21 protein-coding genes are annotated in these 24,365 nt (G+C 69.5%); 14 read left to right on the top strand and 7 right to left on the bottom strand.

Translation table 11 applies throughout. The annotated features are described in order from the left end of the window. Positions 1-6 precede the first annotated feature (6 nt). Positions 7-1,086, top strand: a complete 1,080-nt coding sequence (locus JKJ07_RS44725; protein WP_202998278.1) for an inositol-3-phosphate synthase — start codon at positions 7-9, stop codon at positions 1,084-1,086. Between the two features lie 97 nt (positions 1,087-1,183). Here JKJ07_RS44725 and JKJ07_RS44720 read toward each other — a convergent pair whose 3' ends face one another. Together JKJ07_RS44720 and JKJ07_RS44715 are read right to left on the bottom strand one after the other, a co-directional pair. Further along, positions 1,184-1,639 (bottom strand): methylated-DNA--[protein]-cysteine S-methyltransferase, encoded by a 456-nt coding sequence (locus JKJ07_RS44720; protein ID WP_202998179.1) that lies wholly within the window; start codon positions 1,637-1,639, stop codon positions 1,184-1,186. Between the two features lie 32 nt (positions 1,640-1,671). Beyond that, positions 1,672-2,067 (bottom strand): hypothetical protein, encoded by a 396-nt coding sequence (locus JKJ07_RS44715; protein ID WP_202998178.1) that lies wholly within the window; start codon positions 2,065-2,067, stop codon positions 1,672-1,674. A 90-nt stretch (positions 2,068-2,157) separates the two neighbouring features. On the opposite strand from JKJ07_RS44715, the gene JKJ07_RS44710 reads away from it, so the two are divergent. Next, positions 2,158-2,673 (top strand): SigE family RNA polymerase sigma factor, encoded by a 516-nt coding sequence (locus JKJ07_RS44710; protein WP_202998177.1) that lies wholly within the window; start codon positions 2,158-2,160, stop codon positions 2,671-2,673. Continuing rightward, positions 2,670-3,755, top strand: coding sequence for a hypothetical protein (locus JKJ07_RS44705; protein WP_202998176.1), 1,086 nt, complete (start codon positions 2,670-2,672; stop codon positions 3,753-3,755). The genes JKJ07_RS44710 and JKJ07_RS44705 overlap by 4 nt, the downstream gene beginning before the upstream one ends. On the opposite strand, the gene JKJ07_RS44700 is transcribed toward JKJ07_RS44705, so the two are convergent. Next, entirely contained in the window at positions 3,752-5,185 is a 1,434-nt protein-coding gene (locus JKJ07_RS44700; RefSeq protein WP_202998175.1) for a CCA tRNA nucleotidyltransferase, read from the bottom strand. The two genes, JKJ07_RS44705 and JKJ07_RS44700, sit on opposite strands and share 4 nt — an antisense overlap. 100 nt (positions 5,186-5,285) lie before the next feature. Between JKJ07_RS44700 and JKJ07_RS44695 the strand changes: the two genes are divergently transcribed. From JKJ07_RS44695 to JKJ07_RS44660, 8 genes are all read left to right on the top strand, one after another. Continuing rightward, complete coding sequence (locus JKJ07_RS44695; protein WP_202998174.1) at positions 5,286-6,167, top strand: hypothetical protein; 882 nt, start codon at positions 5,286-5,288, stop codon at positions 6,165-6,167. Between the two features lie 49 nt (positions 6,168-6,216). After that, positions 6,217-7,989, top strand: coding sequence for a murein biosynthesis integral membrane protein MurJ (gene murJ / locus JKJ07_RS44690; RefSeq protein ID WP_202998173.1), 1,773 nt, complete (start codon positions 6,217-6,219; stop codon positions 7,987-7,989). 190 nt (positions 7,990-8,179) lie between these two features. Further along, positions 8,180-9,706 (top strand): protein kinase family protein, encoded by a 1,527-nt coding sequence (locus tag JKJ07_RS44685; RefSeq protein WP_307834768.1) that lies wholly within the window; start codon positions 8,180-8,182, stop codon positions 9,704-9,706. A gap of 45 nt (positions 9,707-9,751) precedes the next feature. After that, complete coding sequence (gene sigM / locus JKJ07_RS44680; RefSeq protein ID WP_307834767.1) at positions 9,752-10,441, top strand: RNA polymerase sigma factor SigM; 690 nt, start codon at positions 9,752-9,754, stop codon at positions 10,439-10,441. Further along, positions 10,438-11,298: an RsmA family anti-sigma factor gene (locus JKJ07_RS44675; protein ID WP_202998172.1), complete on the top strand. Its 861-nt coding sequence runs from the start codon at positions 10,438-10,440 to the stop codon at positions 11,296-11,298. The genes sigM and JKJ07_RS44675 overlap by 4 nt, the downstream gene beginning before the upstream one ends. Before the next feature lie 135 nt (positions 11,299-11,433). Beyond that, positions 11,434-12,393 (top strand): thioredoxin-disulfide reductase, encoded by a 960-nt coding sequence (trxB, locus tag JKJ07_RS44670; protein WP_202998171.1) that lies wholly within the window; start codon positions 11,434-11,436, stop codon positions 12,391-12,393. A gap of 25 nt (positions 12,394-12,418) precedes the next feature. Then, positions 12,419-12,745, top strand: coding sequence for a thioredoxin (trxA, locus tag JKJ07_RS44665; RefSeq protein ID WP_202998170.1), 327 nt, complete (start codon positions 12,419-12,421; stop codon positions 12,743-12,745). A gap of 101 nt (positions 12,746-12,846) precedes the next feature. Next, positions 12,847-13,995, top strand: a complete 1,149-nt coding sequence (locus tag JKJ07_RS44660) for an N-acetylmuramoyl-L-alanine amidase (protein WP_202998169.1) — start codon at positions 12,847-12,849, stop codon at positions 13,993-13,995. A gap of 12 nt (positions 13,996-14,007) precedes the next feature. Here JKJ07_RS44660 and JKJ07_RS44655 read toward each other — a convergent pair whose 3' ends face one another. After that, positions 14,008-14,676, bottom strand: coding sequence for a GNAT family N-acetyltransferase (locus JKJ07_RS44655; protein WP_202998168.1), 669 nt, complete (start codon positions 14,674-14,676; stop codon positions 14,008-14,010). Between the two features lie 166 nt (positions 14,677-14,842). Here JKJ07_RS44655 and JKJ07_RS44650 point away from each other — a divergent pair, with 166 nt between their 5' ends. Together JKJ07_RS44650 and JKJ07_RS44645 are read left to right on the top strand one after the other, a co-directional pair. Further along, entirely contained in the window at positions 14,843-16,147 is a 1,305-nt protein-coding gene (locus JKJ07_RS44650; protein WP_202998167.1) for an aminotransferase-like domain-containing protein, read from the top strand. Further along, positions 16,144-17,115 (top strand): D-alanine--D-alanine ligase family protein, encoded by a 972-nt coding sequence (locus JKJ07_RS44645; protein WP_438871502.1) that lies wholly within the window; start codon positions 16,144-16,146, stop codon positions 17,113-17,115. Before JKJ07_RS44650 ends, JKJ07_RS44645 begins: the two co-directional genes overlap by 4 nt. Here JKJ07_RS44645 and JKJ07_RS44640 read toward each other — a convergent pair. Both JKJ07_RS44640 and JKJ07_RS44635 read right to left on the bottom strand, forming a co-directional pair. Further along, a complete protein-coding gene (locus JKJ07_RS44640; RefSeq protein ID WP_202998165.1) occupies positions 17,075-17,920 on the bottom strand; it encodes an aminoglycoside phosphotransferase family protein in 846 nt (281 codons plus the stop codon). The genes JKJ07_RS44645 and JKJ07_RS44640 overlap by 41 nt on opposite strands. A 361-nt stretch (positions 17,921-18,281) precedes the next feature. Then, positions 18,282-19,526 (bottom strand): IS256 family transposase, encoded by a 1,245-nt coding sequence (locus tag JKJ07_RS44635; protein WP_202998164.1) that lies wholly within the window; start codon positions 19,524-19,526, stop codon positions 18,282-18,284. Positions 19,527-19,781: 255 nt separating this feature from the next. Between JKJ07_RS44635 and JKJ07_RS44630 the strand changes: the two genes are divergently transcribed. Continuing rightward, the gene (locus JKJ07_RS44630) at positions 19,782-20,492 is read left to right on the top strand and encodes a HEAT repeat domain-containing protein (protein WP_202998163.1); all 711 of its coding nucleotides are present in this window, start codon (positions 19,782-19,784) and stop codon (positions 20,490-20,492) included. 1,369 nt (positions 20,493-21,861) lie between these two features. Here JKJ07_RS44630 and JKJ07_RS44625 read toward each other — a convergent pair. Continuing rightward, positions 21,862-22,656 (bottom strand): hypothetical protein, encoded by a 795-nt coding sequence (locus tag JKJ07_RS44625; RefSeq protein ID WP_307834766.1) that lies wholly within the window; start codon positions 22,654-22,656, stop codon positions 21,862-21,864. Positions 22,657-24,365 lie beyond the last annotated feature (1,709 nt).

The following is a 24,365-nucleotide window of genomic DNA, read 5'->3' as shown; positions in this document are numbered from 1 at the left end:
AACGCGATGGGCTCCGTCCGCGTCGCCATCGTCGGTGTGGGTAACTGCGCCTCGTCCCTCGTGCAGGGCGTGGAGTATTACAAGAACGCCGACCCCAACGACCGCGTCCCGGGTCTCATGCACGTAACCTTCGGCGACTACCACGTATCCGACGTGAAGTTCGTCGCGGCGTTCGATGTGGACGCCAAGAAGGTCGGCATGGACCTCGCGGAGGCGATCGTCGCCAGCGAGAACAACACGATCAAGCTGACCGACGTGCCCCCGACCGGTGTCTCGGTCCAGCGTGGACCGACCTTCGACGGTCTGGGCACCTACTACCGCGAGATCATCGAGGAGTCGTCGGCCGAGGCCGTCGATGTCGTGCAGGCCCTGCGCGACGCCGAGGTCGATGTAGTCGTTTCCTACCTGCCGGTCGGTTCCGAGCAGGCCGACAAGTTCTACGCCCAGGCCGCGATCGACGCCGGTTGCGCGTTCGTCAACGCGCTGCCCGTCTTCATCGCCTCCGACCCGGCGTGGGCGCAGAAGTTCACCGACGCCGGCCTGCCGATCGTCGGCGACGACATCAAGAGCCAGGTCGGTGCCACGATCGTGCACCGGGCGCTGGCCAAGCTGTTCGAGGACCGCGGGGTCGAGCTGCTGCGTACGTACCAGCTCAACTTCGGCGGCAACATGGACTTCATGAACATGCTGGAGCGCAACCGCCTGGTCTCGAAGAAGATCTCGAAGACCCAGTCGGTGACCTCCCAGATCCCGCACGAGATGATCAAGAGCGACGTGCACATCGGCCCGTCGGACCACGTGCCGTGGCTCGACGACCGCAAGTGGGCCTACATCCGGCTCGAGGGCCGCTCGTTCGGCGACACCCCGCTGATGGCCGAGCTCAAGCTCGAGGTGTGGGACTCCCCGAACTCGGCCGGCGTGATCATCGACGCCGTCCGCGCGGCGAAGATCGCCAAGGACCGCGGCATCGGCGGCCCGATCCTGTCGGCCTCGTCATACTTCATGAAGAGCCCGCCGGTGCAGTACAACGACCACGACGCCAAGGAAAGCGTCGAGGCCTTCATCCGCGGCGACATCGAGCGCTGACCAGCCGCACAACGTAATAAAGGCCGGCCCGGGCTTCCCGGGTCGGCCTTTGCGCGCGTTGTCATAGAACGTTCGTATGCGTGACCATAGGCATGGGTCAACCCCAAGCCCGGGCCAGGGCGACCCGTGCCTCCAGCTCGAGCAGCTTGCGCTTGCGGTCGAGCCCGCCCCCGAAGCCGACCATCTTGCCGCCCGCCCCGACCACCCGATGGCAGGGCACGATCACGGGGATCGGGTTGTGGTTGCAGGCCGTCCCGACGGCACGCGCGGCCCCCGGATCACCCAGCGCGGTCGCGATCGAGCCGTAGGTGACCATTTCCCCGTACGGAATCTTGGCGATCTCGCCCCACACCGCGCGCTCGAACGACGAGCCGCCGCGCAGCTCGAACGGCACGGAGAAGTCGGTGAGCTCGCCCGCGAAATAGGCCTCGAGCTGCGCCACGGCCGGATGGGAGCCGGACGGCCCTGGCCGGGCGGCGAAGCGCACGCTGACGACGGTGTCGCCCTCGACGGCGACGCCGAGCGGACCGATGGGCGAGTCGACGACGAACATGCCCCGATTCTGCTCCCGGGGTATGACAAGTCCTAGAGGTAGCCGTTGTCCCGGCCCCACTGCTCGAGCGCGTCGGCGGCTTCCTCTCGTTGCGGCGAGGGCGGCCGCGACCGCGCGAGGTCCGCGATGGCCGAGATCACGGCCAGCGGAACGGCGACGATCAGGCCCAGGATCGCGTTCCCACCCACCAGCACGGTCTCCTCCGAGATGGTCGACATGCTCCGGGCCCAATAGGCCCCGCCGTCCCCATAGGGCATCGGCTCGCTGTCATAACGCAGCAGGTACATGCCGAGCGCGCAGGTCAGGACCACGCCCACGACCGAGAGGGCGGCAAACCACAGGCGCACGCCTTGGCTGCCGCGCCACCACAGCCCGATCCACGTCACGACGATCACGGCGGGCAGAACGAAGAGGACGAGCCAGGCCACGCCGGCGACCCTAGCTACGGCCCGCAACAACTTCGCGAATCCGTGCAAGCCTTTCCGGCGGCGGGGCGTCTTACCGGGCGGAGGTGACGGGTGAAACAGTCGCTCGAGACGGAGTTCACCGCGTTCGTCGCGGAACGGGGGCCGGTGCTGCTCCGGATCGCGCATGCCCTGACCGGCGACCCGCGGGCCGCGGAGGATCTGGTGCAGGGCGCGCTGGCCAAGGCGTACGCGAAATGGCCGCGGATCCACGGGGACGCCGAGGCGTACGTCCGGAGGATCCTCTATAACGACCGCGTCTCGGGCTGGCGCCGCGCCGGCCGGCAGCGCGAGATCACGATGGCCGAGCTGCCCGAGCGGCCGGGACGCGAGCCCGACATCGCCGAACGGCTCGCGCTGCGGCAGGCCCTGCTGACCCTGCCGGACCGGCAGCGGGCGGTGCTGGTGCTGCGCTATCTGGAGGACCGCACGGTCGAAGAGACGGCGGAGGTGCTGGGCTGCCGGCCCGGCACCGTGGCCAGTCAGGCCTCCCGCGCGCTGGCCAAGCTGCGCGAGCTGGTCGGCGGCGATCTCGACGAGCACTCCTGGTCGATGGAGGGATCACGATGAATCTGGAGGACAAGGTGCGGGTCACCGTCCACGACCTGGCGGACGGCGCCCGTTTCCCGGACGATCTCGCCGCCGGGGCCCGGCAGCGGGGCCGGCGCATCCGCCGGCGCCGCCAGGCCGGTGTGGCGGCGGCCGCGGTCGCCCTCGTCGCGTCCGCCTCGATCCCGTACGCCCTGCTCCACCGGGACGAACCCGCGCCGCAGCCACAACCGCAACCGGCCGCCACGACGAGCAGGCCGATCGACTGGGGGAAGAGCCCGCTGACGCTGCCCGGCAAGGTCATCGTCACCGCCGTGAGCCGGATCGACCCACGCCTGGCCGACGTCCCTTCGGCCGACGGCAGCGTGGTGCTCGACCGCAGGACCGGCCGCTATGTTCAGCTGCCGGACGACTATCACCGGGTCTGGGGTGCGCCGAAGGTCAACCGCGCGGTGGTCAGCGGCGATCGGCACCTCGGCATCATCGCCGCGAACGGCGAGATCACCTGGACGGACGTCACCCCGGGACCGGACCCGCAGTGGTCACCGGACGGGACGCGCGTGCTGGCCACGTCGGGTGACGGGTTCGCGATCATCGATGCCGCGTCCGGCGCGGTGAGCCGGCACGCCACGTTCGACGAGACGTACGCCTGCCCCGACGAGTGCCGCTTCACGTGGCTGCCGGACGGCAAGCGCGTCGCGATCCCCGTACGCGATATCACCGCGGACCGCAGCGAGGCGAAACTGGATATGGCCGTCAAGGTCGCGATCCACGACGCGTCCACCGGCAAGCGGCTGGAGACGATCCCGGTTCCCGGCGCGCCGGCCGACCAGGACGCGTGGTCCCCGGACGGCCGCCGGGTAGTGCTGAAGCACACGTCGGAGAGCGGCTGGGCCAACCGGGTGATCTTCGACGTCGAGACCCAGCAGATCCTGGCCGACCTGGGGGAGCAGGACGCGCACTTCCTGCCGGACGGTCGGCTGCTGGGGTTCGACCGGCCTGGCGCCCGCGTCCGCCTCTATGACGTGCGGGGGCGGGTGCTCGAGGAGATGAGCCTGCCGCGGTCCTTCGCCAACCGGACGGTGAGCATCGGAATGCCTTAAGAAGAAAGGTGCCCGTTGTCGCGGGCCCACTTGTAGAGCTCCGCCTCGGCCTCGTCGCGCGTCAGCGGCCCGCGGTCGAGGCGCAGCTCTTTAAGGAAGCGCCAGGCCTGGCCGACGATCGGGCCGGGCGGCACCCCGAGCAGCTCCATGATCGCGTTGCCGTCGAGGTCGGGGCGGACCCGGGCGAGGTCCTCCTCCTCGGCCAGCCGGGCGATCCGCTCCTCGAGCGCGTCGTAGTCGGCCGCGAGGTTGGCCGCCTTGCGCTTGTTGCGGGTGGTCACGTCGGAGCGGGTCAGCTTGTGCAGCCGGGTGAGCAACGGGCCGGCGTCGGTCACGTAGCGGCGCACGGCCGAGTCGGTCCACTCACCCCGCCCGTACCCGTAGAACCTGAGATGCAGGCCGACCAGCTCGACCACGTCCGAGGTGACGTCCTTCGGGTATTTCATGGCCCGCATGCGCTGCTTGGTCAGGCGCGCGCCGACCACCTCGTGGTGGTGGAAGCTGACCCGGCCGTCGCGCCCGACCGCCTTGGTGGCCGGCTTGCCGATGTCGTGCATCAGCGCGGCCATGCGCAGCGTGAAGTCGGGGCCCTCGTCGCCCTCGAGCCGCATGGCATTCTGCACGACGATCAGCGTGTGCTCGTAGACGTCCTTGTGCTGGGCGTGCTCGTCGATCTCGAGCTTGAGCCCGCTGATCTCGGGGATGAAGCGGTCGGCCAGGCCGGTGTCGACCAGCAGGCGCAGGCCGGCGATGGGGTCGGCGCCGCAGATCAGCTTGGTGAACTCGTCCCGGATCCGTTCCGCGGTGATGCGGTCGAGATCGGCGGCCATGTCCCGCATGGCCGAGATGACCTTTTGATCCACAGTGAACCGGAGTTTGGCGGCGAACCGCGCGGCCCGCAGCATCCGAAGTGGATCATCACCGAACGACTGCGACGGTGCGGCCGGCGTGCGGATCACCTGGGCCGCAAGATCATCCAGGCCCCCGTACGGGTCGGTGAACGTGTGCCCGGGGAGCGAGACGGCCATCGCGTTGATCGTGAAGTCGCGGCGCTCGAGGTCTTCCAGCAGGGAATCGCCGTACTCGACCACGGGGTTGCGGGTGACCCCGTCGTACGCCTCGGCGCGGAACGTGGTGATCTCGATCCGCAGGCCGTTCTTCTGGATGCCGATCGTGCCGAACTCGCGACCGGTCTCCCAGATCGCGTCGGCCCAGCCCTGCACGACCGCGAGGGTCTGCTCGGGACGCGCGTCGGTGCAGAAGTCGAGATCGTCGCCGAGGCGTCCCAGCAGCGCGTCGCGCACCGAGCCACCGACCAGGTGCAGCTCGTGACCGGCGGCGTCGAAAAGCCGCCCCAGCTCGTCGGCGAGCGGGGAGACGCGCAGCAGCTCGGCCACGGCTTTCTCTTGGGCGGCATTCAACACAGACATGGGATGACTAGCCTATCGGCCTTTAGTCAGGTCAAGGGTGGCGGGTGGGGCGGCGGACGTGGGCGTGGCAGTCCGGAGGAGCACCGGGCAGGATGGGCGGGTGCCCGTTACCGACACGCTGCTCCGCCTGGCCGAGAATCCGGATTTCTGGGCCGGCGAAAGCTGCGTGACCAGCGACGACGAGCCGGCCGAGCTGCGGACGACCTTTCCGGTGACCGGCGGCTACGCGCTGGTGCTGGACATCGACCTCAAGACCGGCGAGCGGACTCTTGGCCTGCGGATCCCCGCGTCGAGTGAACCTGTTCAACTCGGTTACGCGCTGCTCGGCGAGCCCGCCCCGGCCGCCCTGCGCTGGTGGGAGCTCGACCTGTGCGGCCGGGTGATCGCTTGGGGCGATCCCACGCTGCCGCATCCGGGCCTGGTCGTGGCGCTGCTGTCGCCGTTCGCGCCGGCCACCGCCGAGGACGACGAGCCCGAGATCGCGGCGATGCGCGAGGCGGCGTACCGGTCGCTCCGCCGTGAGGTGCCACCGGCCGCGCCGTCCGGCCCCGAGCAGGCCCCGCTGCCGCTGTTCACCACCGACGACTGGTGGCCCGCCCCGCCGGTTCCCTCGCCCCAGGTGCTCGACGAGGCCTCGATCGCCGAGCTCACCCGTCCGGAAAGAGCAGTTCGAGACGTACGGGCTGGTTCGCGCTTTCCCCGGGAGGACCTGGCCGATCTCGTACGCCGGGCGGCCGCCCTGCTGCGAGCGGTGCCCAGCCAGCAGTGGTACGCCGAGACCCGGCCGATCGCGCGGCACATCCTCGACTCCGGTGATCTGCGGCCCGTTCCCGAGTTGCTCGGTGCGCTGACCGAAGCCGGCTGCGATCATCCGACGGTGCTGGACGCGCTCAGCGAGCCGCTGGTGCCCGCCGAGGCCTGCTGGATGGTCGAGACGCTGGCCGGGGCCGAGCCGGGCACGCTCCTGCGGCACAGACTGTGACGGGCACCGTAAGGTGTCGGGTGTTCCGCTAGAGGGCTCGGGAGGATCGGTGAACGGCGGTCTCTACCGCAGCGCGCACGCCACGCCCGACGGTCAGCCACCGCGGCCGGAGGACGGCGTCACGGTGATCTCGGTCGATTCCGAGCTCGGTCACACGACCGCGGCCGGGGATCAGGCACTCCCACCGGAAGATGTGCCGCCCACGCCCGCGGGGGACGGAGGCACCGCCGGCAACAGCGCCATCATGGCGATCGGCAGCCTGGTCAGCCGGATCATCGGCTTCGTCCGCAACGCGCTGATCGGCATGACGCTGGGCGCCGGCATCGGTGACGCGTACACCAGTGCGCAGTTCCTGCCCGGCCAGATCTACGAGCTGCTGCTCGGCGGCATCCTGTCCAGCGTCCTGATCCCGCTGCTGGTGCGCCGGCGCAAGGCCGATCCCGACGGCGGCCTGGAGTTCACCCGCAAGCTGCTCACGTTCGCGGTCGTGACGCTCGGCCTGGCCACCGTCCTCGTGGTGATCGCGGCCCCGGTCATCACCGCGATCCAGTCGGACGACAAGGCCTCGCCGGCCTATCGCGACCTGGTCACCCACTTCGCGTACCTGATCCTGCCGATCATCTTCTTCACCGGGCTCTCGGCCTTGATCGGCGCGGTGCTCAACGTCCGCGGGCACTTCGCGGCCCCGATGTGGGCGCCGATCCTCAACAACATCGTCGTCATCGCGGTCTGCGGCGTCTTCATCGTCACCTTCGGCCCGACCAAGGGCTTCCAGCCCGAGGACATGACGGACGGCCGGATCCTGCTGATCGGCCTGGGCACGCTGCTCGGCATGGTGGTCCAGGCGATCGGTCTGCTGCCGGCCCTGCGCAAGGTCGGCTTCAGCTGGAAGTGGCGGTGGGATCCGCGCTCGCTGGGCCTGCGCGAGATCGGCGGGCTGGCCGGCTGGATGCTGCTCTACGTCGGGGCCAACCAGATCGCGATCTTCGCCGTCGTCCGCATCCTCAACGGGGTCGCCGGCAAGAACAGCGCCAGCGTGCTGGCCTTCAACAACGTCTTCCTGCTGACGATGATGGCGCACGGCATCATCGGCGTGTCGGTGATGACCGCGCTGCTGCCGAAGATGAGCGCGGCCGCCGCCGAGGGCCGGTTCGCCGAGGTGAGCGCCGATCTCAGCCGAGGCATCAAGCTGACCGTGGCCGCCCTGGCCCCGATCGCCGTCGTCTACGGCGTGCTGGGCAAGCCGATCGCCGTCACGCTGTTCGAGGGTGGCGCGTTCAGCCACGACGCCGCCCTCGACACCGGTGCGGTGCTGGTGGTGGCCGCCTTCGCCGTGCTTCCGCTCTCGGTCAGCTATCTCTGCACCTATGCCTTTTATTCGCTGCAGGGCAACAAGACCGCCGCGTTGATCAATCTGCCGGTCGTCGCCGTCCGGATCGCGGGCTATTTCCTTCTCGCCGCCGTGCTGGGCGCGTCGCTGTCCGCGGCCGGCATGACGGCCGCCAACGCGTTCTCCTATCTGATCTCGGCCCTGATCTCGCTCGCGGTGCTGCGCCGCAAGATCGGCCGGCTCAACCTGGGCAGCGTCGCCGTCGCGCTGATCAAGGTGCTCGTCGCGGCCGCGATCGCCGCCGCGCTCGGCCTCCTGGTCGTGCACTTCCTGCCCGGCGCGGGCGCGCCCAGCGGCCGCGGCGAGGCGATTCTGCAACTGCTGGCCGGCGGTGCGGTAATTCTGATCGCCTACCTGGCCGCGGCCACGGTGCTGCGGGTCGGCGAGGTCAGCCAGGTGATCGGGATGGTTCGCCGCAAAATCGGCCGTTGACCAGCAGTTTCACCCGCAACAGGGGCCCCCTGCGGCACGGGGCCGAGCTTGATCGAGCTTGCCGCGCCGGGGGGACGACCTGCCGCCGGATAGCCCCGGGCGGGTATGGTCGGTGTCGGCATGTGCTCTTCGCGCATCGTCATTTGCACCGAGCACGGCTAACCCGTGCGTGGAGCACCGAGGAGGACTGGTGACCCAGGTCGGCGAAGGCCACGAGACCGCGGCCGATGCGGACGGACCGGTCATGACGTTCGGTGCCCCCACCGCCGGTGAGGTCCTGGCCGAGCGCTACCAGCTCGAGGAGCACGTCAACGACGACAGCGCGGGCCGGCAGGTCTGGCGCGGCATCGACGTGATCCTCCGGCGGCCGGTCGCCGTCGTGCTGCGCTATCCGGGCGGCGACTCCGCCACCGAGATGCTGCAGGCCGCGGTCGACGCCAGCCGCGTGATCCACCCCAACCTCGTCGGGGTCTACGACGCGATCGACGAGGGCGCCCGGGCGTACGTCGTGCGCGAGTGGGTCGAGGGTGAGTCGCTGCGCGAGATGGTCAGCTCGGACGGCCCGCTCGACCCGGCCCGCGCCACCGCCATCGCGCACTCGATCGCCGACGCCCTCGCCGCCGTGCACGCCACCGGCATGGTCCACGGCAACGTCCACCCCGGCACCACGCTGATCGCCGACGACGGCCGGGTCGTGCTGGCCGACGCGCGGGCCGACTCGGCCGACAACGTCGAGTCCGACATCCGCGCGGTCGGCGGCATCCTCTACTTCGCGCTGACCGGTCACTGGCCGCACAACGAGGTCGGCAGCTCCGCCCTGCCCGACGCGAACCGTGACGGCACCGGCGCCCCGGCCGCGCCCCGGCAGATCCGCGCCGGCGTCCCGGCCTATCTCGACGACCTCACGATGGATCTGCTCGACGCCCGGGTGGCCACGCCCGAGGCCGACTCGCTGACCGCCGAGCTGGCCCGCCTCGACGCCGCCGCCGAGGAGGAGTACGAGGAAGCCGGCCCCCTGCGGTTCGCGCAGAGCACGACGACCGAGCCCACCCGCAGCACGTCGAAGATCATCGTCGGCGTCGCCGCCCTGGTCGTGATCGCGGTCGTCGGCCTGATCTTCGGCATCAACGCGATCAACAGCTCGGGCGACCCGAAGCCGACCGTCACCAACCAGGCCGGCGCCGGCACCGAACCCGACGGCACGACCGATACGCAGGCCCCCGCGCCCCAGCCGAAGAAGATCCCGCTGACGGCCGACATGGTGCGCATCGTCGACCCGCCGGACGGCGACCGCGACGACACCGGCGAGTCGAAATACACGGTCGACGGTGACGACGAGACCGCGTGGGAGCTGCAGCACTTCAACCAGGCCAACTTCGGCACCCGCAAGCCGGGCATGGGCGTGCTGATCGACCTGGGCACGGCACGCAAGCTGTCCGAGGTCGAGGTGCTGATGTCGCAGCCCGGCGTGACCATGGACATCCGGGCCGGCAGCGACGACACGGGCGACACCTCGGCCGGCGACCAAAAGATCATGGACACCTACAAGCGGCTGGGCGACTCCGAGACGGTGACGACCGGCAACCGCAAGGTGTTCTCGGTTTTCAACCCCGACCAGACCTACCGTTACGTGCTGGTCTTCATGACCAAGCTGCCGTCCGACGGCGAGGGCCGCTTCTCGGTCGACGTCCAGGAGATCTCGATCTCCGGCTACTGAGCGTCGGGTGCACGCCCGCTCGCCTCATCCGGTTAGATTGCTGGCGTGACTTCCGGGGACGCCGCGCAGGGTGTCGCACCCAGCGACGCCGAGCTGTTGCGCGCCCACGTCGACGGCGACAAGGAGGCCTTCGGCGAGCTGGTCCGCCGGCATCGTGACCGCCTGTGGGCCGTCGCGCTGCGCACGATCGGCGACCGCGAGGAGGCCGCCGACGCGGTGCAGGACGCGCTGCTCTCGGCCCACCGCAACGCCGCCCGGTTCCGCGGCGACTCGGCCGTCACGACGTGGCTGCACCGCATCGTCGTCAACGCCTGCCTCGACCGGATCCGCAAGCGCCAGGCCCACCCGACCGTGCCGCTGCCCGACGGCAGCCGCTCCGACGACCGTCCGTCCGGTGTGGAACCGGCCGCCCCGGTCGCCGATCACGAGACCGCCCTGCTGGTGCGGCAGGCGCTGGCCGACCTGCCGGCCGATCAGCGGGCCGCGATCGTGCTGGTCGACGTGCAGGGCTACCCGGTCGCCGAGGCCGCCGAGATCCTCGACGTCGCGGTCGGCACGATCAAGAGCCGCTGCGCCCGTGGCCGGGCCCGGATGGCGCTGGCCCTGGGCGAATTGCGGGGAAGAGACACCGATCACGCCCCGCCCGGGAACCAGGGCACGTCCGAAACCGTCTCATCCGGACCGGCAGCGGTGAAGCCACCGCCCGGCGGGCACGATCGGAGGGACCAGAGGTGACCGGGGCCGATTTCAGCGGGGTCGACGTCGACCTGCTGGCGGATTACATCGGGGGCGCCCTCGAGGGCACGCCCGACGAGTCCGCGGTGGCCACCCTGATCGCCGAGGACCCGGCCTGGCGGGAGGCGTACGACCAGCTCGGCGGCGGGGTCGAGCTGGTGCGGGCCGAGCTCGGCCGCCTCGAACCGGAACCGATGCCGGATGATGTGGCCGCCCGGCTCGACGGCATGTTCGCCCCGGTGCCGCAGCTCACCGTCGTGCCCGGGGGCGCCGCCGAGGGCGTACGGGAAAACAAGCGCCGCCGCCGCATGCGCTGGGCCACACCGATCACCATCGCCGCCGGTCTCATCGCCTTCGTCGGCTTCGGCGCCGACTATCTGGCCGGCCGCAACAGCGACAACACCGCGGCCGACTCGGCCGCCGGCTCCGCCGAGACCGCCACGTCGCTGGCCGACTCCGCCGGCGGCACGGTCATCACCGCCAGTGGCCTGGATTACACAGCCGTCCTGCTCGCCCGGCCGGCGCCGGTCACCCCGATGAGCGCGCCCAAGAGCGAGGCCTTCGCCAACGAGGGTCAGGGGCAGGGCAGCCAGCGGGCGACCACGCTGTCGGCCGAGCCCGCGCTGGCCCGGCTGACCGTGCGGGAGGCCCTCGACGAGTGCCTGGCCGCGATCGAGCAGGAAAATGCGAACGGCCCGCTCACCGTGCAGACCGTCGACTACGCCCGCTTCGGCGGCGTTCCCGCCGTGATTGTCCGTTTCACCGCGGGCAACGGCGAGTGGGGCTGGGCGGCCGGGTCCGACTGCGGCACGCCCGCGGGCGACGCCGACACGATCCAGAAACTCCCGGTACGCTGATCGACACCCCAAAGCATCCCGCGTGAGGTCCGCCACGGACGTGCCCGCGGGAATGGTGGGGGCCTGGCATGGCGTTCTAGCGTGCAGTGTCGCCGTGGGGATTTCCCGGCGAAGAGCAGACTTGAGGAGTCGGCAGTGGACGAGGTCCGCAATCTGATCATCATCGGTTCGGGACCGTCCGGATACACGTCGGCGTTGTATGCCGCCCGGGCGAACCTGAAGCCGCTCGTGATCGAGGGCGTCCAGTCCGGCGGCGCCCTGATGACCACCACCGAGGTGGAGAATTTCCCCGGGTTCCGCGAGGGCATCATGGGTCCCGAGCTGATGGACAACATGCGCGCGCAGGCCGAGCGGTTCGGCGCCGAGTTCATCACCGACGACGTGACCCGGGTCGAGCTGGGCGACAAGCCGACCGAGCCCGGCGCCGAGGGCCTCAAGACCGTCTGGGTGGGCGACAAGCAGTATTTCGCCCGCGCGGTCATCCTCTCCACCGGCTCGGCCTGGCGGCCGCTGGGCGTGCCCGGCGAGCAGGAGCTGCTCGGCCACGGCGTCTCGTCCTGTGCCACCTGTGACGGCTTCTTCTTCCGCAACCACCACATCGTGGTGGTCGGCGGCGGCGACTCCGCCATGGAGGAGGCGACCTTCCTCACCCGCTTCGCCGAGACGGTCACCATCGTGCACCGGCGCGACTCGTTCCGGGCCAGCAAGGTGATGCAGGTGCGGGCGCTCAACAACGACAAGATCAAGGTCGAGTGGAACTCCAAGGTCGAGGAGATCCTCGGCCACGACGGCAAGGTCTCGGGCGTACGCCTGAAGAACACGCAGACCGGCGAGGAGAAGACCCTCGACGTGACCGGCGTGTTCGTGGCGATCGGGCACGACCCGCGCAGCGAGCTCTTCAAGGGCCAGGTCGAGCTGGACGACGAGGGCTACGTGAAGGTCGACGCGCCGAGCACCCGCACCAACATCCCCGGCGTGTTCGCCGCCGGCGACCTGGTCGACCACACCTACCGCCAGGCGATCACCGCCTCCGGCACGGGTTGTGCCGCGGCCCTGGACGCCGAGCGGTTCATCGCCTCATTCGTCGAGCTGTAAGCCAGAACAGACCAGGAGGGTCCTAGTGGGAGTTGCAGGTAAGGCGGTCACCGACGCCACTTTTGTGAGCGACGTGCTGCAGTCGGACAAGCCGGTGCTCGTCGATTTCTGGGCCGAGTGGTGCGCGCCCTGCAAGAAGGTCGACCCGCTGCTCGCCGAGATCGCCAAGGAGATGGGCGACCAGATCGAGATCGTGCAGGTCAACATCGACGAGAACCCGGAGACCACGCGCGCCTACCGGGTGATGTCGGTGCCGACCCTGACCATCTTCAAGGGCGGCGAGGCGGTCAACTCGGTGACCGGCGCCAAGCCCAAGAGCGCCCTCGTCAACTTCATCGAGTCGGCTCTCTGAGCCGTTCGGCCACAACGCCCCGCGCCCTCCCGGGTGCGGGGCGTCTTTGGTTGGCCCGGAGTACGCTGCCCGGAGTCGTTCTTCGTTCTAGGGAGTCGCGCGTGCGTTCCATCCGACGTGGAGACAGCGGCCCCGCCGTTGCCGAGATCCGATCGATCCTGGTCGGTCTGGAACTGCTGGATGCGGCCGGAGATGTCTTCGACGACGCCGTGGACACCGCCGTGCGGGCCTTCCAGCAGAGCCGCGGCCTGGGCATCGACGGCCTGGTCGGCGACGAGACGTGGGGCGCGCTCGACGCCTCCCGCTGGCGGCTCGGCGCACGCACGCTGTTCCACTCGGTGCCCGACGCGCTGGTCGGCGAGGATGTTCGCACGCTGCAGGAGCGGATGCTCGAGATGGGCTACGACTCCGGCCGGGCCGACTCGATCTACGGTCCCCGCACGGCCCGCGCGGTCGCCCAGTTCCAGCGTGAGGTCGGTCTCACTCCGGATGGCTCGTGCGGCCCCCAGACGATGAAGGCGCTGCGCCGGCTCGGCCGCAAGGTGGTCGGCGGCCGCCCGCAGTGGCTGCGCGAGGCCGAGGCGTTCCGGCAGGCCGGCACCAACCTGGTGGGCAAGACCATCGTGATCGACCCCGGCCACGGCGGCGGTGACGACCAGGGCGTCGTGGTGCCCGACGGCCCGCTGCGCTGGAGCGAGGCCGACCTGGTCTACGACCTGGCCAACCGGCTCGAGGGCCGCCTGGCCGCGGCCGGCATGCGCGTGCACCTGACCCGCGGCCCCAAGCCGGCCGAGTCGATGAGCGGCGCCGACCGGGCCGCGCTGGCCAACAGTCTCGGCGCCGACCTGCTGATCTCGCTGCACCTCGACGGTCACGACAACGAGAACGCCGACGGTGTGGCGACCTACCACTACGGCACGGGCAGCGGCCTGAGCTCGACCGTGGGGGAGCGGCTGGCCAACCTGGTGCAGCGCGAGATCGCCGTGCGCACCGGCCTGCGCGACTGCCGCGTCCACGCCAAGACGTGGGAGCTGCTGCGCCTGACCCGCATGCCCGCCGTACGGGTGGATCTGGGTTATCTCACGTCGCCAGTCGACCGTGACCGGCTGATCAACCCGCTGTTCCGCGAGCAGATCGTCGAGGCCGTGCTGGCCGCCGTGCAGCGCATGTATTACCCCGTCGAGGCCGATGTGCCCACCGGCTCGATCGACGTGCGGCAGCTGCGGATGGCGCTCTCGAACCGCGCCTGATCTTTCTGAGGCTCAGTTCTCGACGTTGCGGGTGGCTGTGGCCGGGCGGACCGGTCGCAGCAGCGTCTCGGGGCTCATCGAACCGAGCAGCTTCTCCAGCGCGTATTCGACGTCGGACTTCCACGACAGGGCGGTGCGCAGCTCCAGCCGCATGCGCGGGAAGCGCGGGTGCGGCCGCACGGTCTTGAAGCCGACGGACAGGAAGAAGTCGACCGGCGCGACACAGCCCGGCTGCTTCTCCTCGTCGGCCTCGCCGAACTTCGCGTCACCGAACGCCTCGATCGCCTTGACCCCGCGCTTGGTCAGATCGCGGGCCACGCCCTGCACGAGCATGCGGCCCAGCCCGCCGCCGGCGAACGACGCCACCACGTGGGCGGTCGTCAGCAGGGCGGCGTCGGCGCTCACGGGCGAGGTGGGGAAGGCCATCGAACGGGGAACGTACGCGGGCGGGGCATACATCACATAGCCCGCGGGCATGCCGTCGACGTAGATCAGCTTGCCGCAGGAGCCCCACTCGAGCAGCGTCTGCGAGACCCAGGCCTCTTTCTCCAGGCCGGGATCGCCCGAGGCGCACGCGCGTTCGGCCGCGACCGGATCAAGCTCCCAGTACACACACTGGCTGCACGGCCTCGGCAAATCTCCGAGCGTGTCCAGCGTGAGGCTGACCAGGCGTCGCGACACTGCATCCCCCTCGGCTTTCCCTGCCCGCTCCCGGGTCGGATCCTACGCCGCAATACTCTTGAACGGGACCAGGTCGGGCACTGTGGCCGGTTAACCGAGGGCTTCTGTCGGTGCTTGCGACTACCATCGGGGCTCGTCCCTTCCTTTCTTGCGAGGTGAAGCCCGGATGACCGGCACAACCCAGGACGACTACACCGATCGGTACGCGCGGCGGGTGCGTGGCATGACCACCTCCGAGATTCGCGCACTGTTCGCAGTGGCAAGTCGTCCCGAGGTCGTGTCGCTCGCCGGCGGCTCGCCCTACATCGCCGCCCTGCCGCTCGACGCGGTGGGCGAGATGCTCAACCAGCTCGCCGCCGAGCAGGGCGCCCAGAGCCTGCAGTACGGCATCGGCCAGGGCACGGTCGACCTGCGCGAGCGCATCTGCGAGGTGATGGCGCTCTCCGGCATCAGCGGCGCCTCGCCCGACGACGTGGTGGTGACCGTCGGCGGCCAGCAGGCGCTCGACCTGCTCGCCCGCCTCTTCCTCGACCCGGGCGACGTCGTGCTCGCCGAGGGCCCCAGCTACGTCGGCGCCCTCGGGGTCTTCCAGGCCGCCCAGGCCCAGGTCAAGCACGTGCCGATGGACGACGACGGGCTCATTCCGGCCGCCCTCGAGGAGGCGATCGCCGCCGTCGAGCGGTCCGGTCGCAAGGCCAAGTTCCTCTACACGATCCCCACGTTCCAAAACCCGGCCGGCGTCACGCTGACCGAGGAGCGGCGCGAACAGGTGCTCGACATCTGCGAGCGCGCCGGCCTCCTGGTGGTCGAGGACGACCCGTACGGGATGTTGTCGTTCGAGACCGAGGCGCCGCGGCCGCTGCGGGCCCGTCGCCGCGAGGGTGTGTTCTACGTGAGCACGTTCTCCAAGACGTTCGCGCCCGGGCTGCGCGTCGGGTGGATCCTCGCCCCCCACGCCGTACGGGAAAAGCTGGTGATGATGAGCGAGGCGAACGTGCTGTGTCCGAGCGCGTTCGCCCAGGGCGCGGTGACGCAATATTTGTCGACCATGCCGTGGCAGGAGCAGATCAAGGTCTATCGCGAGATCTATCGCGAGCGCCGCGACGCCATGCTCGGCGCGCTGCGTGACCTGATGCCGCCCGGCACGTCGTGGACCCACCCGACCGGCGGCCTGTTCGTGTGGGCGACGCTGCCCGAGGGTCTCGACTCCAAGGCGATGATGCCCCGGGCCATCGCCGCGCGCGTGGCTTACGTACCGGGAACGGGTTTCTACGCTGACGGCACGGGCCGGTCCAACATGCGGCTCAACTTCTCGTTCTCCGCACCGGAACGCATCCGCGAGGGCATCCGGCGGCTGTCCGGCGTGATGGAGCAGGAACTGGCGATGCGGGCCGTCTTCGGTTCGGGCTTCGCGTCCGCCCCGCGCCGGGGCACGGCCGCCGCTGATGCGCCCGGTCCCGACTTGGCATGATCTTCTCCATGGTTGCGGGTGGCGATGTGCGCGTAATGGTTCTGGCCGGTGGCCTTTCGTACGAGCGAGACGTCTCGCTGCGCTCGGGGCGCCGGGTGCTCGACGCGTTGCGGGCGGCCGGCCTGAGCGCCGAGATGCGCGACGCCGACGTGACGCTGCTGCCGTCGCTGCAGGAGGATCCGCCCGACGCCGTGGTGATCGCCCTGCACGGCGCGACGGGGGAGGACGGCTCGCTGCGCGGCGTCCTCGACCTGTGCGGCGTGCCCTACGTCGGCTGCGACGCTCGGGCGGCCCGCCTGGCCTGGGACAAGCCGTCCGCGAAGTCGATGCTGCGCGAGGCCGGCATCCCCACGCCCGACTGGGTGGCCCTGCCGCACGACCGGTTCTCCGAGCTGGGGGCGGTGGCGGTGCTCGACCGGATCGTCGACCGCCTCGGGCTGCCGCTGATGGTCAAGCCAGCCCAGGGCGGTTCGGGTCTGGGCGCCGCGGTCGTGCGCGAGGAGAGCGCGTTGCCCCCGGCCATGGTCGGTTGTTTCGCCTACGACTCGACGGCGCTGGTCGAGAAGTTCGTGCCCGGCATGGACGTGGCCGTCTCGATCGTCGACCTGGGCGCGGGCCCGCAGGCGCTGCCGGCCGTCGAGATCGTCCCGCGCGACGGGGTGTACGACTATGCCGCGCGATACACGGCCGGCCTGACCACGTGGCACGCGCCGGCCCGGTTGTCGGCGCCGGTGGCCGCGCAGGTCGCCGAGACGGCCTTGGCCGCGCACAAGGCGCTGGGCCTGCGCGACCTCTCCCGGGTCGACCTGATCGTCGCCGAGGACGGGTCGCCGCAGGTGCTGGGCATCAACGTGTCGCCCGGCATGACCGAGACGTCGCTGCTGCCGCTGGCGGTGCAGGCGGCCGGTGACGATTTGGGGCACATTCTCAAGACGCTGGTCGAGCGGGCGGTCGCGCGAGCTCGCTGAGCAGGTCGTCTTCGTTGAGCAGGTCGTCGAGTCGGTCGGCCAGCTGCTCGAGTTTGGCCCTGGCGGCGGCCGCCTCGCCCTGGTCGTGGTCGGCTTGGTAATCCAGCCAGCCGCCCTGTGCGGCCACCCAACCGCCGAAGATCCATGGCTCCGCCGGGATCGGCTGGCCGGCGCAGGTGGTTGGCCACGTGTCCCAATCCAGGGCCAGGGCCACCGCCTCGTGGATAGCGCTGATCGGGCCGGCGGCGTCCCAGTCGAGGGCCAGAAGTCGGCCACCCCCGTCCCGCAGCGTGTTCTTGCGGTCGAGATCGCGGTGGCTGTCGACCACCAGGGTTTGTGGGGGAGCTTGGGCGACGCGCTGGGCCAGCCTGTTCAGCTTGGGACCCCACCGCCTGCCGTCCCAGACGGTTGCGGGGGTCGCCTCATAGCGGGGGCGGCCCGCGGCGTGGATCGTGGACAGCAGGTCGGCTGCCTCGCGTACGGTCGCTTGGCCTGGCAGCCCGTCGACCCAGCGGTGGACGCGGTAGAGGTCGGCCCCCACGCCGGCCAGGGCGCGGCCGTTCTTCGTGACGGGCTCGGGCATGGGGACGCCCTTGGTCCAAGCTTGCTGCTCCACTCGGAACGCGGCTTCGACGTTGGGAACGAACTGCGGGTGGTGGGCGTTGACCACCATTCGCTTGATAGCGAAGTCACCCTGGGTGGTTCGCACTCGCCACAGGTCGTTGGAGAGACCGCCCGGCACCTTGAGAGGGTCAGCTTCCAGCCGGCCTAGGTCGAAGCGCTCGATGACGGCCTCTATGTCCATCACCCGATCGTGGCCGTTCTCACGGGCCGCTGGCGACCTGATTTCGCCCTCCCGCCCTCTTACCCCTTCGTCCCCTCGCCGCTACCTTCTCCGCCTCCTACCTCCCGCCTCTGCCTCCCTGCCTCCCGCCTCTGCCTCCCGCCTCTGCCTCCCTGCCTCGCGCCCTACCCGCCTCACGCCTCCCCGGCCTCGCGCTCTTCCCGCCACGCGCCCTCCCCGCCACGTGCCCTGCCCGCCTCCTTGCGCCTGCCCGCCTCACGCTGTCCCGGCTTCGCGCCCTGCCTGCCTCACGCCTTCCCCGCCGGTCACGTCCGCTGACGTGGTGTAAGAGCTGGCCACCGCAGATCCGTGTGTATTGATGCTAGGCGGCGATCTCGACGATCTGGTCGGTTTCTGGCTGGTCAGCGTCGGTGGTGATGGGTGTGAGGCGGGCTTTGCGGAGTAGGTCGAGGCCCATGTAGCGGCGTCCTTCGACCCATTCGTCGGTCTGCTCGGCCAGAACCGCGCCGACGAGGCGGATGATCGCGGCCCGGTTCGGAAAGATCCCGACGACGTCGGTGCGGCGACGGATTTCTTTGTTCAGCCGTTCTTGTGGGTTGTTCGACCAGATCTGGCGCCAGAGCTCGCGCGGGAACGCGGTGAAGGCGAGCAGGTCGCCTCGGGCGGTGTCGAGGTGCTCGGCGGCGTCGGGGAATTTGTCGCCGATGGTGTCCAGCACGCGGGCGAACTGGGCTTGGACCTCGTCGGTGTCGGGCTGGTCGAACACGGTGCGCACCAGGGTGGCAACCCACGGCTGCGCGGTCTTGGGCACTTTCGCGAGGAGGTTACGCAGGTAGTGGGTGCGGCAACGCTGCCAGGACGCGCCGGGTAAGGCTGCCCCGATCGCATTGACGAGGCCGCGGTGGGCATCGGAGACGACCAGCCGGACACCGGACAGGCCCCGGGCCGTCAGCGATCTGAGGAAGGCCAGCCAGCCGGCCCCGTCCTCGTCCGAGGTGACCTCGAGGCCAAGGACCTCGCGACCGCCGTCGGCGTTCACGCCGACCGCGACCAGGGCGTGGACGTTGATCGTGCGGCCATGTTCGCGGACCTTGATGACCAGGGCGTCGACCCAGACGAACGTGTACGGGCCGGCGTCCAGCGGCCGGTTCCGGAAGGCTTCGACCTGGGCGTCCAGATGGCGGGCCATCTCGGAGACCTGGCTCTTGGACAGTTGCTTGACGCCGAGTTGCTCGACCAGCTTTTCGACCCTGCGGGTCGAGACGCCGAGCAGATAGCTGGTCGCCACCACGCTGACGAGGGCTTGTTCGGCGCGGCGCCGGTGCTGCAACAACCAGTCCGGGAAGTAAGAGCCTTGCCGCAGCTTCGGAATCGCCAGCTCAACGGTTCCGGCCCGGGTGTCCCAGTCGCGATGCCGGTAGCCGTTACGTGAGTTGACCCGCTCGTCGCTGCGTTCGCCGTACTCAGCGCCGCACACCGCGTCGGCCTCGGCCGACATCAGCGTCTCGGCGAAGGTTTGCACCATCGCCCGTAGTAGATCGGGGCTCGCCGATTCCAGATGCTCGCGCAACAGGTTCGCGACGTTCAGACTCGGTTCTGCGGCCATCGCAGGTCTCTCCTTCGTGATCTTCAAGCAATCCGAAGGATCTGCGATGGCCGCCTCTGTCCACTGGAAAAGCCCAGCTCATACACCACTTCGGTGGACGTGACCTCCCCGCCTCACGCTCGCCGCCTTAGCTCTCACTGCCTTCCTTGCTGCGAGCCCTGTGCCGCGCCCTCTTTCTTTCTCTTTTTCGCCCTCTCCTGAGTGATCCATCCTCGGGGACCGGCCCGGCTAGACATCCACGGGCGGGTCGGCTCGATGAAGCTCGAACGGCCGCAGGTCCGGACCGTGGCGCGTCTGAGCAACAATGCAGTGGTGGATTTCCGCCCCGTTCGCCCAGACCCCACCGGGATGTCACCGGCTGAGCTCTTTGCCGCCGCCCGAGCCGAGGTTGTGGCCGACGATCCCGAGGCCCCCGTCCCCTACTTGGTCGCCTTGGCCGATCGCCCCACCCGGGAGGTATTCGACACCGCCGCGGCCCTGCTCGACGACAACAACCCCACCGACCGCGAGCTGGCCGCCCGGGTGCTCCGCGAACTCGGCCCCCAGGACGACGCCGGCCAACGGCCCTTTACCGACTCGGCGGTCCCGCTGCTGCGCGCCCGCTTGAAGGCCGAACGCGACCCCCGGGTAATCGGCCAGCTGATCTCGGCGCTGGCCTACAACACGGCCACCGACGCCCTGGACGACGTTTTGCCGTACGCCACCCATCCCGACTCGCGGGTCCGCTTCTCGGTGGCCGCCGCCCTGACGTCCCTGACCGATCCGGATGGCCCCTCACCGCAAGCCGTCGACACGTTGCAATCCCTCTGCCGCGACGACGATCCGGACACGCGGTTCTACGCCCTGTACGCCCTGGTCGAGGAGTTCACCGACCTGCCGCGGACTCAGTTGGCCGCCACTTTGGAAGCCCTGTCGACCGACCCAGACCCCCAAATCCGCGACATGGCCCAATCCCACCAACGCTGACCGGCCGGGCCGCCCCGCCGAGGCCGTCGAGCACCACACGACGCTGCGGGCGGCGATCTGCCACGTGGGTCCCACCGGGTTTTCTCAGCTCTTGAATTTCGGCGTTACGCCCACAGCCGGCTCCGTGAACCACCACTTGAGCGCGATACCCCGCGCTCGCTCATCGCGAATACGTCCGGCTGTCGCGCTTGCGTCGGCTCGGCTCTACTACCTACCGCTTGATCGCGACACCCGCACGAGGCGCCACGGATAACCGCCCGGCTGTCACGATCATGCCCGCGACTACCGGTCGGCTCCCGTTTCTACTCACAGCCCTACGGATGCCGTCGGCCGTCACGGTCGCACTCGATCCCATAACCGCCGCTCAGCTGCCACGCCGCTCAGCCGTCACGCCGCGTCATGCCGCTCAACCGTCCACGCCGCTCAGCCGCCACGCCGCTCAACCGTCACGCCGGCAGCTGGCAGTCGGCGGTCGCCGGGGCTCCAACGGCCACGAAGCGCTCGATCTGGCCAGGCACCACGACTACCGGGCACCGTCCAGACGCTGATCACCAGGCGGCGGATGGCTGACCAATTCTCGACTGCCGCGTCGAGTATCGGTGTCACTCGTCCGGTAGCGAGCCGTCCCAGAGCATCCGGGAAGCCCTCGCCCGAGACGCCCGGGACGATCGAGTCCACCAGCAGCCGCGATCGACCATGACGCCGGCAGTCGGCGGCACGACTACTGCTCGCCCATCACTCCAACTCGATGCTGCGGCTGCAGCTTGGAACCGACTGTCGATCCATCCTCACTGACACGACCGACGAACTCGCCTGCGCTCGGGTTTGAGGCGCGGCTGTAGCCCCCGAAGTTTCCGACTCGAAGCCGCGGCGGCGGAACAGGGCCAGCGAGGATGCGGCCGGGCCGAAGGGACGTCAAGTTTGATCGGCATTCCAGTGGACGATGACGGGCAGGGTCGCCGATCCACTGCTGCTCTATCTCCGGGGTCGGCGGTGCGGCGCGGCGTCATCGCCCACCCGGCCCGGCCCCGCTTCGAGTCGATCGAGTTCGCATTGAACGGGTCGGCACCGGCGATGGCAAGATCCAGAACCGTCTCGACACGCTGTTTGCCGGTTCTGTCAGAGCCATTCTCTCAGGATTTCTGGAACACGTGATCATGGGGGCTTGGCGGAATCGGCTCGGTCGACGAAGCGCCATTTGGGTCCAGGCCGGTGATGGGACCAACGTTCCGGCCCCGGTTCGACCGGATTGGCTCACCGGTTGGAGACGGCTGGCCTGGTGGAGTTCGGGACCCGTCCACGGTTGCGTCCGCGCCAGACCGGCGAGGTTTCGTCGGATCAGGGCGGGCTGGTGGCGTACGGGAAAGGGTTAAGAATGACTCGGCGCCTGGGCCTGCGGGGTGGACGTTGCGCCGGGGTCTTGGGCGGTGCGCTGGGTGGGGATCGACTCGCTGATCGGGCCGTCGACCGGTGACTGCTGGCGGTTCACGTCGTTGAGCGTGTTCGGCTGCGGCACTTCGGCGGGCGGAGGAGCGGCGGGCTGCTCGGCCGGCTCGGTGTCGGTGTAGGTGATCGTGGAGGGGGACTCCCACTGGATGTGCGGCGGCTCGGCGATCGCCTTCCCGCCGAACTCGGCCAGCCATGCCGCGACGTGGGCCAGGTTTTCGCGCCACTGCTGCTCGGGGATCACCGGGAGGATGTCGTCCCAGAGCGTGAGGAACGTGCCGCGTAGCTGAAGCCGGCCGTACGGGCGGGCGAGGAACCACATGTGGAGGTGGGCGGAACCGTCGCCCCACCGATTCACGTGAACCCGGGCGACGCCGTCGAGGGAGCGGACCGCGCGCTCGAGGCGGACGGTCATGACCCCGAGCTCGGCCGCGAGCAGGTTCGGGAGGTCGCCGATGTCGAGGTGCGAGCGGCACTCGAGGATGAGAACCATCGGCAGGCCCGTCGGCCGGTCCATCGCACGGACGCGCCAGCGCTCGCTCACCCAGATGTACGACTCGTCGGGGGTGTTGCAGGCGACGCAGTCGGCGGCGTCCTCACCGCTGCGCGGCGGTTCGACCTCGACCGGGTCGGCGAGTGGCTTGACCCGCATGTCGCCCTCGAAAGGGAACGAGGGCCAGCGGGTGAAGTCCGGCAGCGGGGCGATGTTCTCGGGCACGACGTGACCTTAGCCGAGGCCAGAGCCGCTGTCCCGGGTCAATTTTGCGGTACGCAACTCGCCCCAGACAGGAAGTCCGACAACCATGCATTCACCCAGACGACGTAGACGATCGTCACCGTCTGTGGGCGTCACCGCACGGCCAAAGTTATCCACAGAAGTTATCCACAGGCTGCCCCGTTTCACGTGAAACACGACGTCGCAGGCTTGCACGGCCTGTGGATACCGCAGTGGACACCGTTCACCACATCAACGCTGTTTCACGTGAAACGGGCCCGGCTGGTTTCTCAACAGGCTTTACCCACAGCCTGTGGATAACTCCGCCGCCCCCTGCGTGATCCGCCCTCAACCCCGTGATCATGCGAGCGCAGATGGTGGCTGACATTGAACGCGCCGCCGTAAGGCGAGCTGATCTCACGTAGCGGGTCGCCCGCATCCATCGCCGGCCACAGATCTTTACGCGGTTCGACGTCGGTCAGATATCGGACCACGGGCTCGTCTGCTGCATCCCCGCGTGGTCATCTCTGTGTTCACCGGCTAAGGCGCCTCTGCCAAGCTCTCCCGCGACACAGAGGGTCCGATGACGATGGTGGCCCCTGTTGGTTGATCTTGGCGGGCTGAGGCCGAAGGAGTTCGCGGTCGAGTTGCGGCTCGTCTTCTCGCATTATCGACGCCGCGGCGCATGGTTTCCGGGAACTCAGGCGTGGCCCCAGCGAGCATCCTAGATGGCCGGCTTGATCACTCTCTACGTTTCAGCTCTTACCCTCAAAGCACGTACACGACCACCGCGCAGCTAGGCGGAAAACTGAGCCGCGCTGAACCGCGCTCGCGGTCGGCTGTCTCGAATCCCGGGCGAACCTTGGCCGCATCGACAGGACCACGGCTCGCCATCGCTGCCGGTCGCCGGCATGGCGGCCGGCGCGGACTTCGACTCGGACGCCAACCTGTTGGCAACGAGCGGGCCGGCACGACTCGACGATTCAAATGAGGACAAGCAAAGCCCGTATGGGTGACACATTGCCTGTGCTGTTCGCCATAGCGATCACCCGCACACCGACTAGCCGGCTCACTGCTGCCGCGGTTTTTGTGCACGGCCGGGGCCATGCCGACCTGCGCGTAGGACTGAGACCGCGCTGGCCTTTCGCGGCGATCCAAGCCAGCGCTTAGCACACCATGCCGAGTTCAGGCGCTACCAAGCCAATAGCGCCATGGACCGCTGGATTCGATCTCTCGCGCGCCCCGAGACGCCACAACGCCGGCGACCGCGAATACCAGCGGTGTTGGCGGGTCGGCATCCACTGGACCGTCCCGCGGCGTCGCGGCAATACGACTGCGGCTTAGTCAGTCTCTGGCCGAGGCATGGCGGAGCCCGTTCTAAACCGGAACTCCACGCCGCAAGATCCTGAACCGGCCTAGGCTCGCATGCTCGAACGGCCGAACTCCAGGTGGTATCTCCTCGAGCTCAGGTCACCCGATACGTCGTGCAACTCAAGACCCACCACCGCTCCGACGCACATGCCAGAAGGGGCGGAGCCTCGCAGGCTCTGGAAGTCCAAGGCATCCACCTCACGATGAGATGTCGCCCAGCGACCCAGCGACCCAGCGACCCAGCGACCCAGCGACCCAGCGACCCAGCGACCCAGCGACCCAGCGACCCAGCGACCCAGCGACCCAGCGACCCAGCGACCCAGCGACCCAGCGACCCAGCG

The sequence above is a fragment of the Paractinoplanes lichenicola genome, assembly GCF_016785085.1.
Taxonomy (GTDB): Bacteria; Actinomycetota; Actinomycetes; order Mycobacteriales; family Micromonosporaceae; genus Actinoplanes; species Actinoplanes lichenicola.
This window is presented reverse-complemented; position numbering and strand designations above follow the sequence as displayed.